We start from the raw sequence: 11732 nt of genomic DNA, 5'->3' as shown, positions 1-11732 counted from the left end.
CGTTGTTTTATGCCTGCGGCCTGATCGTCATGGGCGGCCCTCGCCTGCTCGCGCAGGGGGCCGCCGCATCTCTTTAGCTACAGCCGGATGTGCCGCCGCAGGTGTTGCACTTCATGCAGGTGCCGTTGCGCACCAGCGTATAGTTTCCGCACTCACCACAGGCCTCACCCTCGTAGCCTTGCATCTTCGCTTTGGCACGGGCGTCCATCTGTACACCGCCACCTGAAACAGCGGCTTCGGCTACGGCGACGCCGGTTGTGCCATCAGCCACCACAGGGGTCACGGGCGCCACAGACGCTGCCTCGGTCATGCCCATTTGGCCGCCCTGCAGCACAGTCAACTCTTGGGGCAAACGCTTGCGCAGATAGCCCGTTGAGCTGATTGTCTTGAGCGCTTCAAGGGTGCGCGTCGCAGCAGTGTCTGACACTTCTTTGACGTTGCTCACGCCCTCTTGCTCACCGCGGCCGATATCATCGAATGTGGCGCCTTCAGGCTTCACATGGGCAAGATCGGTACGGTCAAGATAGGACACAGCCAATTCGCGGAAGATGTAATCCAGCACGGATGTAGCGTTCTTGATGCTGTCGTTGCCTTGGACCATGCCCGCGGGCTCAAACTTGGTGAAGGTGAACGCATCCACGAACTCCTCGAGCGGCACACCGTATTGCAGACCAACAGACACCGCGATGGCGAAGTTGTTCATCATGGCGCGGAAGCCCGCCCCCTCTTTGTGCATATCGATGAAGATTTCACCAAGGTTGCCATCTGCATACTCCCCGGTGCGCAGGTACACTTTGTGCCCGCCCACGTTGGCTTTTTGGGTATAGCCCTTGCGGCGCTGTGGCATCTTTTCGCGGTGCGATTTGATGACCTCTTTGACCACAACCTTCTCAATGATTTTCTCGGCGATGACTTGTGCTTTCTCCATAGTGGAGCCGTTCTCAAGCACATCAGCTGCCTCATCATCATCCTCGACCAAGGCCGCAGCAAGCGGCTGGCTGAGTTTTGAGCCGTCACGGTAAAGTGCGTTCGCTTTCACACCCAAGGACCAAGACAGCTCATAGGCTTTCTGACAATCCTCGATCGTTGCGTCGTTTGGCATGTTGATCGTCTTGCTGATCGCGCCAGAGATGAACGACTGCGCTGCGGCCATCATGGTGATGTGGCTGTCAACGCTCAGGAAACGCTCGCCTTTCTTACCGCACGGGTTGGCACAATCGAAAATCGCGTAGTGCTCTTTCTTCAAGTGTGGCGCACCCTCAAGGGTCATTGTGCCGCAAACGTGGTCGTTGGCTGCGTTGATGTCCGCTTTGGTGAAACCCAAGTGTGTCAACAGATCAAACGTTGGATCAGCCAACTTGTCCTGTGGGATACCCAGAACATTGGTGCAAAATTCTGCGCCCAAGGTCCACTGGTTGAACACAAAACGGATGTCGAACGCTGATGCCAACGCAGCTTCCACTTTTTCAAGCTCGGCCTGGCCAAAACCATGACCGATCAGGGCGGTGTGGTTGATGCCCGGCGCGTTGCCCATTGAGGCGTGCCCAACGGCGTAGCCGACGATCTCTTCGATCTGCGCGCTGCCATAGCCAAGCTTTTCAAGGGCTGCTGGAACAGAGCGGTTGATGATCTTGAAGTAACCACCGCCCGCAAGCTTCTTGAATTTTACCAGTGCAAAGTCTGGCTCGATGCCTGTGGTGTCACAGTCCATGACCAAGCCGATTGTGCCTGTCGGCGCAACAACTGTGGCTTGGGCGTTGCGGTAACCGTGGGCTTCGCCAAGGCTCAGCGCTTCGTCCCATGCGGATTGCGCCAGTTCGATCAAGCTTTTGTCTGGGCAAGACGCGTGGTCCAGCGCGACTGGCTTGATTTCAAGGTTCTCATAGCCGTCTGTCTTGCCGTAGGCCGCTGTGCGGTGGTTACGGATGACGCGCAGCATGTGGTCTGCGTTCTTTTTGTACCCTGGGAACGGGCCCAACTCACCGGCCATTTCGGCAGATGTTGCATAGCTGACGCCGGTCATGATTGCAGTCAGCGCACCGCAAAGCGCGCGGCCTTCATCGCTGTCGTAAGAGTAGCCCATGTTCATCAGCAAACCGCCGATGTTTGCATAGCCCAGACCAAGCGTGCGGAAGTCGTATGAGCGTTGCGCGATCTCTTTGGACGGGAACTGCGCCATCATTACAGACACCTCAAGGGTGACTGTCCACAAACGGCACGCGTGCATGTAGTCTTCTGACTGGAACTCACCGTCTTTGAGGAACGTCAGCAGGTTCATGGATGCAAGGTTACAAGCCGTATCATCAAGGAACATGTACTCTGAACACGGGTTGGAGCCGCGAATTTCGCCGTCTTCTGGGCAAGTGTGCCACGCGTTGACTGTGTCGTGGTACTGGATGCCCGGGTCGGCACAGGCCCAAGCTGCGTGGCCTACTTTTTCCCACAAATCACGGGCTTGGACCGTCTTGAACACTTTGCCATCTGTGCGGTTGATCAAATCCCATGTGCCATCTGCTTCAACAGCCTTCAGGAACGCATCAGTTACGCGGATTGAGTTGTTCGAGTTCTGACCGGAGACAGAGTTATACGCCTCGGAATCCCAATCCGTGTCATATGTTGGGAACTCAATTGAGGTATGGCCTTGCTTTGCGTAATCCAGAACGCGCTTGATGTACGTCTCGGGGATCGCAACTTTCTTGGCTGACTTTACCGCTTCTTTCAGCTGTGGGTTAACCTTTGGATCATAGGCATCCTCTTGCGCACCATCCCACGCTTTGATCGCAGCAAAAATCGCGTTGAGCTTTTGCTCGTGCATCTTTGAGCCAGCAACGATGGACGCTACTTTCTGCTCTTCAAGCACCTTCCACTCGATGAATTCTTCAATATCAGGGTGGTCCGCATCCACAATAACCATTTTAGCCGCGCGCCGTGTTGTGCCACCAGATTTGATCGCACCAGCGGCGCGGTCACCAATTTTCAAAAAGCCCATCAGGCCAGATGATTTACCACCGCCAGAGAGCCCCTCACCAGACGCACGCAGGCTTGAGAAGTTTGTGCCTGTGCCAGAGCCGTATTTGAACAAACGCGCTTCACGCACCCAAAGGTCCATAATGCCGCCTTCGTTTACCAGATCATCCGCAACAGATTGAATAAAGCACGCGTGTGGCTGTGGGTGCTCATAGCTGCTGGTGGATTTGGTCAGCTTGCCGGTCTTGTGGTCTACATAGTGGTGGCCTTGGGCAGGTCCGTCGATGCCGTAGGCCCAGTGCAAGCCCGTGTTAAACCACTGCGGGCTGTTCGGCGCGGCGCGCTGTGTCGCCAGCATGTAGCGCATCTCGTCGAAATACGCACGGGCGTCGGCCTCGGTGGTGAAATACCCACCTTTCCAACCCCAGTATGTCCAGGCACCCGCCAGACGATCAAAAACTTGCTTCGCTGATGTCTCGCCGCCGAAGGTCGCGCCTTTTGCTGGTTTGGACTTCCAAAGAAACTCAGGGACATCCTTCTCAGCCACTTTTTCAACTTTGGACGGCACGCCCGCTTTGCGGAAATACTTCTGCGCAATTACGTCACTGGCAACTTGGCTCCAGCTGGAGGGCACTTCCAGATCTTCGAGTTGAAACACAATCGTGCCATCGGGGTTCCGGATTTCCGAAACTGTTTTGATAAAGTCCAGTTCGGCGTATGCGTCTTTGCCGGCGGCGGTAAATGTGCGGTCGATTTTCATATCTCGGAGCCCTGTCCCTGTAAAATGTTTAACTGCAAAACACGCAGCGGCGCGTCTTGGCTGATGATGATAGGGACAAATCTTTTGCTCAGCGCCTCGGTTATCCGTAGTTCTGACGGAGTGCGTCTTGGCAAGTGGCGCCGCGCACATCCTATATTTGTTGTGGTCTTTTGAACCTGTCCCCACCAACCTGCGCGCCACTATATGTAGTGGCCATCATGTCAGCCTGCACAACCTGACGTAGTTCCACCTAGGTGGTCAACGGTTTTTTATTAATCAAAGTCTCAAAATAGTATTGACGGTAAGGGGCCTAGTATGGGCCAGACACAATCATGTGATTCATGTGCGTGAAGGCTGTGGATAACTCTGATTTCGCCCGCAACATGAACAACCGAATTTTTCCTTTTATTCCCGCAGTTTTATCGCGGCTCCTTAAGAAATCAGCAGACTTTATCCAGACGCTTTTCCACAGGCTGGCAGAATTAACGGCCAGCGTACTTGGGTTAATGGATCGCTAAAATTATTTTACTGAAGAGGAAAAATAGCCAAGCCGATCAGTATCAAAAGTATCAATTATACGGCAGATGATAGCAAATGTGGAAAGAGGCACGGCCTTTGCCACTAAATGTAGCACACATTCAATAAACCACTCCGAATCTAACACCACTACGATTTGTAGGGAATGACGCAGAGGACAGCCGCCCTTCTCAGCACATGACTAAATGTGTGAAAGCAATACAGACTACCCTTGGGGCACTGGCTCACTAACTAATGTGGTGAAGTGGTCGGGACGGCAAGATTCGAACTTGCGACCTACGGTACCCAAAACCGTCGCGCTACCAGGCTGCGCTACGCCCCGACTGATGCTGCGTTTAATCCGCCTTTACGCAAATGAAAAGCCCCTAACAGGGCCAAGATGCAACTTCTTTGTCAAAAATTTCATGCCGCATCTCAGAACCCGCGTTGATCCCGTAAATCTCAGACAATCCGCCGTTAATTTCGAGCACATACATGATGTTATCGCCCCCGGGGATCGGTTTCAGGTCACCAGGAAACGCGTTGGAATGCACTTTGCGCACCACCCCGTCCTCACTGGCAAAGATAATATCGAGTGGGATCAACGTATTCTTCATCCAGAACGCAACGGTTTGTGGGCGCTCGTACACGAATAGCATCCCTGCCCCGCGCGGCATGGCTTCGCGAAACATCAACCCTTGGGCACGCGCAGCGGGATCAGCCACGACTTCAACGTCAAAAACCGCCTTGCCCCATGTGCCGCGCAACTCGATCTGACTGTCGGAACACGCGGCCTGTGCGCCAAACGGCAGCACAACAAAAAAGCACGCAGCGGCCATCGCTACGTGCTTTTTGAAAATCGTTCTAAAAATGGAATTACTGACGCTCGACAGCGAAATCCCATGTGCAGACTTGCGCTGCCATTTTGCCGCGCTCACCGTCGATGACACGGATGCCAACGGCTTCGCCGCTTTGCAGATCTGCCAGACCGGAACGGCGCAGTACTTCAACATGCACAAAGATGTCTTCGTCAAAGCCAAACACATTCGCAAAACCGAAACCTTTGGTTTTGTCGAACCACTTAACGCGGGATGGCTCAAGCTCGATCTTTTGTAGCTCTTCGGGGCTAACGTGGACAAACTCGCCCAGTGTGCTGGTGCCGTCGTCTTCTGGTGGTGTGATCTCAAGGACCTCAACCGCCTGCACGCCGCGATCTGTGTGTTGAATTGCGATCTCAATTTCTGTGCCCTCCGCGATGGAGCCCTGGCCGAAATTACGCAAAACATTCGCGTGTAACAAAATGTCGGGACCACCGTCGTCAGCCACAACAAATCCAAAACCCTTAACCGGGTCAAACCATTTAACGACGCCAAATACGATTTCTTCTTCTTCGACGTCTACGTTCTCAATATTCTGCTGTTCTTGCATTTTGCACATAACCATCCCGCTTTGGGGACGCTCCATCTGTAATTACACTACTGATTACTGTGCTGTAGGTTACGGGCCGTCGGTGCAATTTATCTGCGGAATACCGACGGCCTCTTTAGGAACACTACGCTATCTTTGGTTTAAGTACGTAAAAGTCTAAGGATTCAAACGCACTACATCCCATGGCTCATCCGGTGTTGAGCGGGTCCAGCGGAACCGGTTGTGCAAGCGAAACTCCCCATCGGCCCAGAACTCAATCTCGATCGGCGTGATCCGGTATCCGCCCCAAAACGGTGGCCGCGTGGGGTTTGCGCCCATCTTGGCCGTGACTTTTGCCACCTCTGTCATAAGGCTCGCCCGTGACGCCAATGGTTTGGATTGATCCGATGCCCACGCGCCAAGGCGGCTTTTGAGCGAGCGGGAGTTGTAATATTCATCCGCTTGCGGCCCATCTTCTTTGGTCACATGACCGCGCACACGAATTTGGCGGCGCAAGGACTTCCAATGCATCACAAACGCAGCCTTTTCGGCCCCATCAATTTCCTGCGCCTTCTTTGAGGTGTAATTGGTATAGAAAACAAATGCCGTGTCCTCGACATCTTTTAGCAACACCATGCGCGCATTCGGCATCCCGTCTACGTCTACTGTCGAAAGTGCTATGGCGTTAGGATCATTGATCTCGCTTTGCTCGGCCTCGGCCATCCATGATTTTGCCAGCTCGAACGGGTCATCGCCCGCGAAAATTCCACTGCGTCCGGTCATTGTAAGAATACATCCTCAAAAAGGTAGTTAATGTCTGTTGTCTGCATCACGCTTGCGCCGTTTTGTGCATTTGGGCTCCCGCCGTTGCCCGTTGAACCGGCAATTGCCCAAGATAACACAGCACGGAGCCTTGCCGCTCGCTTAGGGCTGACGTAAACCTCACACAGAGGCGGTCAAGCGCCAGCACTACCCAAGGGGAAAACAATGTCAAACCAACTCATGGCCGGCAAACGCGGTCTCATCATGGGCCTGGCCAACGATAAATCTATTGCGTGGGGCATTGCAAAAGCCTGCGCCGATGCGGGCGCCGAGCTTGCTTTCTCATATCAAGGTGACGCACTGCTTAAACGTGTGGGCCCACTTGCGGCACAGCTTGGCTCTGACATGGTGATCCCGTGCGATGTGGGCGATGAAGCCTCAATTGACGCGCTTTTTGCCGAGATTGAAAAAGCGTGGGGCAAGATTGACTTCGTCGTACATGCTATTGGTTTTTCTGATAAAAACGAATTGCGCGGCCGGTACGTTGATACGACACGCGGCAACTTTGCAATGTCCATGGATATCTCCGTTTACTCATTCACAGCCGTCGTGCAGCGCGCCGAAAAGATCATGAACCCCGGTGGCTCGTGCCTGACGCTGACGTATTACGGCGCTGAAAAAGTGATGCCACACTACAACGTCATGGGGGTTGCCAAAGCCGCCCTTGAAGCGTCCGTGAAATACTTGGCCGAAGACCTCGGCAAAGACGGCATCCGCGTCAACGCCATCTCTGCGGGTCCGATCAAAACACTGGCGGCCTCTGGAATCGGTGATTTCCGCTACATCATGAAGTGGAACGAGTATAACTCGCCCCTACGCCGCAACGTGACTACTGAAGACGTGGGTAAATCCGCGCTATATCTGCTGTCTGATCTGGGCAGTGGCGTCACAGGTGAGAACCTGCACGTCGACGCAGGATATCACGTGGTCGGCATGAAAGCTGTCGACGCCCCCGATATCTCCAAAGAATAACGGCGCGCCCATGATTGCGGCCTTTATGACGGCGTATTTTCTGCATCTTGTCGCGGCGGCCTCACCGGGCCCTGCTATTTTGATGGCGGCCCGCGTCGGGCTGCGCGACGGGATGCGGACATCTGTCTTTTTGGCTGCTGGCATCGCCGTTGGGGCTTTGTTTTGGGCTGTTGCGGCCCTCTTTGGTCTGGCAGTTTTGTTTCGCGCAGCGCCGGGCCTGATGTGGGGCTTCAAACTTGCAGGGGGTCTGTTTTTGATGTGGCTCGCGCTACAAATGTGGCGTCACGCAGATGCGGACGTTGAGACGCCCGAAAACATCAAAACGCCCACCCCGCTTGCTGCCTTTTGGCGCGGGGTTGCAACACAACTAGCTAACCCCAAACCAGCCGTTTTCTTTGGTGCGGTTTTCGTGGGCACCATTCCAACAGACGCCTCGCCGCTTTGGGTGCTGGCCCTGCTTGGCGCTATTTTGATCAACGAGTTTGCCTGCTGCACGATTGTGGCGCGGTTGTTTTCTATTGAGCACATTCGCCGCGGATACCTCCGCCTCAAACACATTATCGACCGCGGTTTTGGGGGCATCCTTGCCCTATTGGGCCTTAAGGTCGCCTTCACTTAATTCCGCCGAAAGGACCACCATATGACTGATCGTTTGCCGCACGAAAAAGGGTTTCACATTTCATGGGACCAAATCCACCGTGACAGCCGCGCATTAGCGTGGCGTCTTGATGGCAAAGGGCCGGACGATGGAAACTGGCGTGCGATCGTGGCGATCACCCGTGGCGGCATGGCCCCAGCAATGATCGTTGCGCGCGAGTTGGATGTGCGGACCGTTGATACGATCAGCGTGAAATCCTACTCGCACCAAGACCAATCCGAGGCTTCTGTGCTCAAACGTCGAGACGCTGATATGATGGGCGATGGCACGGGCATTTTGATTATCGATGATCTGGTCGACAGCGGCAAAACCCTTGAACTGGTTCGTGAAATGTACCCCAACGCGCATTTCGCAACTGTTTACGCCAAACCAAAAGGCGAGCCCCAAGTCGATACGTTCATCACAGGTGTTTCCCAAGATACGTGGATCTTTTTCCCGTGGGATATGGCCCTACAATACGTGGAGCCCTACCGCGGCGTCTAATCCCAAATTGCCCTTCTTTCAGGAGCTTAGCTGATGTCACAGTCTCGCACACAAACCACTTTTGCGCCCCCCGTTATGGAGGCCCGCCGTTGGCTTGAGACTGCTGATTTCAGCGAACAACCCCTGATCAACGTCTCACAGGCAGCCCCCGTGAACCCGCCACCCGCCGAAATGCGTGCGGCGATGGCGGCCATGATGGAAGAAGATGACACCCATCTATATGGGGCGGTGTTGGGCAACGATGCGCTGCGCACCGAACTTGCCAGCCAATGGGCGCGTCACTTTGAGGGCACAGTGTCACCGGCGCAGGTTGCCATCACATCGGGGTGCAATCAGGCGTTCTCAGCAACGATTTCGGCAATTTGCACCGAGGGGGATGAAGTTCTGCTGCCAACCCCTTGGTATTTCAATCATAAAATGTGGCTTGATATGGCAGGCGTCACAACGGTGCCGCTTGATACTGGCGCTGATTTGACGCCGGATGTCGCAACGGCCAAAGCCCTGATCGGGCCGCGCACGAAGGCGATCGTGCTGGTAACCCCCAATAATCCTGCGGGAACCGAATATAGCAGTGAAACTGTGCGCGCATTCTATGATCTGGCCAAAGCGCACGGGCTGAAATTGCTCATCGACGAGACCTACCGCGACTTTGACAGCCGCGACGGCGCGCCACACACTCTTGTCGGGCTGCCTGATTGGGATGAGACACTTGTCCAGCTTTACAGCTTTTCCAAAGCCTACCGTCTGACCGGTCACCGCGTGGGTGCCATGATGGCGTCACCTGCGTTTTTGGCTGAGGCTGAGAAGTTCCTCGACACAGTTGCTATTTGTCCCAACCAGCTTGGTCAAAAAGCGGCCCTTTGGGGCCTTCAAAACCTTGGCGATTGGCTTGCGGGCGAGCGGCAGGAAATCTTGAACCGCAGCGCAGCAATTGCGCAAAACATGCCCGCGCTTGAGGCCAAAGGTTGGTCGCTCTTGGGCAACGGCGCGTATTTTGCCTATCTGCGTCACCCCTATGCGATGCCCTCGGATGAGTTGGCCAAGTGGCTGGTCCATAACGCCCAAATCCTTGCCCTGCCCGGCACCATGTTCCGGCCCAGCGACGACCCCGCTGGCGCGCAAGAAATGCGCATCGCTTTTGCCAATATTGACGCAAGTGGCATTGCGGCCCTTTTTGCACGGCTCAGCGCCCTTGAAGGTCTGCCCCTTCGCGCATAGACATCTTTTGAACATCACTGCGGCGGGCGTGTACCAGCCCTGCCACCCTAAACATTGAGGCGCGCGCGTTATGGCCGAGAAGAAAAAAGCATCGAAATTTCTGGGCACTGCCCTACTCGGTTTGTTGGGCGTTTCGCTGATTGGCTTTGGCACCGGCGGCTTTGGCACGAACATCTCAAGCATCGGCAAAGTCGGTGATACGACGATTGACGCAAACGATTATGCCCGCGCGCTGGATCAAGAGTTACGCAGCCTCGGCGCACAATTCGGCCAGAACATCACCTTCGCTCAGGCACAGCAATTCGGCATCGACCGATCCGTGTTGCAACGCGTTATCGCACAGACCGCCCTTGATAATGAGACCACGCGCCTTGGCCTGTCTGTGGGCGATGCGGAGGTGGCCGAGCAAGTGCGCGCAGTGCAGACGTTCCGTGGCCTCGATGGTCAATTCGACCGCGAAGCCTATGCCTTTACCCTTGAGCGCGCAGGCCTGAGCGAGGCCGAGTTTGAAGCCGACATTCGCAGCGAGGCTGCGCGCAATCTGCTGCAAGCGGCCATCACCACGGACACGACGCCCTCTGATGCCTATGTGGATTTGATGTTCTCCTACCTTGCGGAGCGCCGTAATATCACGTGGGGCACTGTGGCAGAGACCGATCTTGAGACGCCTCTGGAAGTGCCCACGCCGGCCGAGCTTCAGACGTTTTATGAGGCCAACCCCGCCACATTCACCACCCCAGAGGCAAAGCGGCTAACGTATGTGTGGCTCACACCCGCCATGCTGGCCGATACGATCGAGATTGATGACGCGACCCTGCGCGAACTGTATGAAGAGCGCATCGATCAATACGTCCAGCCCGAGCGCCGCTTGGTTGAGCGACTGGTATTTGAAGATCAAGGCACCGCCGAAGCCGCCGCTGCGCAGCTTGCCGTTGATCCAAGTGGCTTTGAAACACTGGTGCTTGATCGCGGCCTTACCCTTGAGGATATTGATCTGGGTCCTGTCGCCCAAGATGATTTGGATGGTGCGGCAGAAGCCGTTTTTGCCCTTGATGATACGGGCGTCACCGCAGTGGTCGAGACCAATCTTGGTCCGGCAGTCTTCCGTGTGAACGCTATTTTAACCGCCCAAGAAACACCCTTTGTTGAGGCCCGTGACGATCTTGCCAGTGACATTCTGGCCAACCGTGCAGCGCGCCAAATTCAGGACCAAGCCCGTGGCTTTGACGAGGAATTGGCCTCTGGCGCTACGCTTGAGGATCTGGCCGCTGAAAGCGATCTCACCCTGGGAACGATCGACTGGACACCGGACGCAGAGCAAGACATTGCCGCCTACGACGGGTTCCGTCAGGCCGCACGTATTGTTGGCGACGAAGACTTCCCAGAGATTGCCGAGCTTGAGGATGGCGGTATCTTTGCGCTGCGCCTCGACGAGGTCATCCCGCCCACGCTGCAACCGCTAAGCGATGTTCAACAACAAGCGACCCTTGCGTGGCAAGAGGCACAGCGCACCGCGGCCCGTGCAGCCAAAGCAGACGCCGCAGCCGATAGCCTGCGCGCGGGGACTGCCCTGCCTGATCTTGGTCTTGATGAAGTGATTGAACAGGACCTGACCCGCAGCGACACCATCCCCGGTGCGGCACCTGAATTGGTACAGACCGCTTTCGAAATGGCCATCGGTGATGTGCGCACGATTGAAGGCGAAAGTGCCACTTATATCGTACGCCTTGATGCGGTGAATGGCCCCGATGCTGACAACCCCGAAATCACGGCCCTGCGCGACGCAGTTGAAACCGCAGCACGCCAAGATATCAGCCAAGACGTACTCGATGCGTTTACGGCTGCTGTGCAAGCAGATGCCCGCGTGCAGCTGGACCAAGGTGCAATCAACGCGATCCACGCTGGCTTCAACTAAAGCGGGCCCAAAAT

The 11732-nt window shown here is 55.4% G+C and carries 9 protein-coding genes and 1 tRNA gene; 5 read left to right on the top strand and 5 right to left on the bottom strand.

Annotated features, from left to right (window positions below; genetic code table 11):
- Window positions 1-73: 73 nt before the first annotated feature.
- From OLX08_RS00610 to pdxH, 5 genes are all read right to left on the bottom strand, one after another.
- Window positions 74-3727, bottom strand: a complete 3654-nt coding sequence (locus OLX08_RS00610) for a vitamin B12-dependent ribonucleotide reductase (RefSeq protein WP_391481821.1) — start codon at window positions 3725-3727, stop codon at window positions 74-76.
- Window positions 3728-4509: 782 nt separating this feature from the next.
- Window positions 4510-4586 (bottom strand) — tRNA-Pro (locus OLX08_RS00605).
- Window positions 4587-4629: 43 nt separating this feature from the next.
- Window positions 4630-5082: a DUF192 domain-containing protein gene (locus OLX08_RS00600; protein WP_391481819.1), complete on the bottom strand. Its 453-nt coding sequence runs from the start codon at window positions 5080-5082 to the stop codon at window positions 4630-4632.
- Between the two features lie 37 nt (window positions 5083-5119).
- Complete coding sequence (locus OLX08_RS00595; protein ID WP_391483152.1) at window positions 5120-5671, bottom strand: cold-shock protein; 552 nt, start codon at window positions 5669-5671, stop codon at window positions 5120-5122.
- 156 nt (window positions 5672-5827) lie between these two features.
- Window positions 5828-6433 (bottom strand): pyridoxamine 5'-phosphate oxidase, encoded by a 606-nt coding sequence (gene pdxH, locus OLX08_RS00590; protein ID WP_391481817.1) that lies wholly within the window; start codon window positions 6431-6433, stop codon window positions 5828-5830.
- A 204-nt stretch (window positions 6434-6637) separates the two neighbouring features.
- Here pdxH and fabI point away from each other — a divergent pair, with 204 nt between their 5' ends.
- The 5 genes from fabI to OLX08_RS00565 all read left to right on the top strand — a co-directional run bounded on the left by fabI (window position 6638) and on the right by OLX08_RS00565 (window position 11718).
- Window positions 6638-7444 (top strand): enoyl-ACP reductase FabI, encoded by an 807-nt coding sequence (fabI, locus tag OLX08_RS00585; protein WP_391481815.1) that lies wholly within the window; start codon window positions 6638-6640, stop codon window positions 7442-7444.
- A 10-nt stretch (window positions 7445-7454) separates the two neighbouring features.
- The gene (locus OLX08_RS00580; protein ID WP_391481813.1) at window positions 7455-8063 is read left to right on the top strand and encodes a LysE family translocator; all 609 of its coding nucleotides are present in this window, start codon (window positions 7455-7457) and stop codon (window positions 8061-8063) included.
- 21 nt (window positions 8064-8084) lie between these two features.
- Window positions 8085-8585, top strand: a complete 501-nt coding sequence (gene gpt / locus OLX08_RS00575) for a xanthine phosphoribosyltransferase (protein WP_391481811.1) — start codon at window positions 8085-8087, stop codon at window positions 8583-8585.
- A gap of 33 nt (window positions 8586-8618) precedes the next feature.
- On the top strand, window positions 8619-9803 hold the full coding sequence (locus OLX08_RS00570) for an aminotransferase (RefSeq protein WP_391481810.1): 1185 nt from the start codon (window positions 8619-8621) through the stop codon (window positions 9801-9803).
- Between the two features lie 70 nt (window positions 9804-9873).
- On the top strand, window positions 9874-11718 hold the full coding sequence (locus OLX08_RS00565) for a peptidylprolyl isomerase (protein ID WP_391481808.1): 1845 nt from the start codon (window positions 9874-9876) through the stop codon (window positions 11716-11718).
- The last annotated feature ends 14 nt before the right edge of the window (window positions 11719-11732 follow it).

This window comes from Nereida ignava (assembly GCF_047114695.1).
In the GTDB taxonomy this organism is placed as follows: Bacteria; Pseudomonadota; Alphaproteobacteria; order Rhodobacterales; family Rhodobacteraceae; genus Nereida; species Nereida ignava.
This window is presented reverse-complemented; position numbering and strand designations above follow the sequence as displayed.

What these genes read in the sequence shown, in the direction of transcription:
- fabI (WP_391481815.1), top strand. Translation starts at nt 6,638, where the DNA reads ATGTCAAACCAACTCATGGCCGGCAAACGCGGTCTCATCATGGGCCTG.
- OLX08_RS00570 (WP_391481810.1), top strand. Translation starts at nt 8,619, where the DNA reads ATGTCACAGTCTCGCACACAAACCACTTTTGCGCCCCCCGTTATGGAG.
- OLX08_RS00610 (WP_391481821.1), bottom strand. Translation starts at nt 3,727, where the DNA reads ATGAAAATCGACCGCACATTTACCGCCGCCGGCAAAGACGCATACGCC.
- pdxH (WP_391481817.1), bottom strand. Translation starts at nt 6,433, where the DNA reads ATGACCGGACGCAGTGGAATTTTCGCGGGCGATGACCCGTTCGAGCTG.
- OLX08_RS00580 (WP_391481813.1), top strand. Translation starts at nt 7,455, where the DNA reads ATGATTGCGGCCTTTATGACGGCGTATTTTCTGCATCTTGTCGCGGCG.
- OLX08_RS00565 (WP_391481808.1), top strand. Translation starts at nt 9,874, where the DNA reads ATGGCCGAGAAGAAAAAAGCATCGAAATTTCTGGGCACTGCCCTACTC.
- gpt (WP_391481811.1), top strand. Translation starts at nt 8,085, where the DNA reads ATGACTGATCGTTTGCCGCACGAAAAAGGGTTTCACATTTCATGGGAC.
- OLX08_RS00600 (WP_391481819.1), bottom strand. Translation starts at nt 5,082, where the DNA reads ATGGCCGCTGCGTGCTTTTTTGTTGTGCTGCCGTTTGGCGCACAGGCC.
- OLX08_RS00595 (WP_391483152.1), bottom strand. Translation starts at nt 5,671, where the DNA reads ATGCAAGAACAGCAGAATATTGAGAACGTAGACGTCGAAGAAGAAGAA.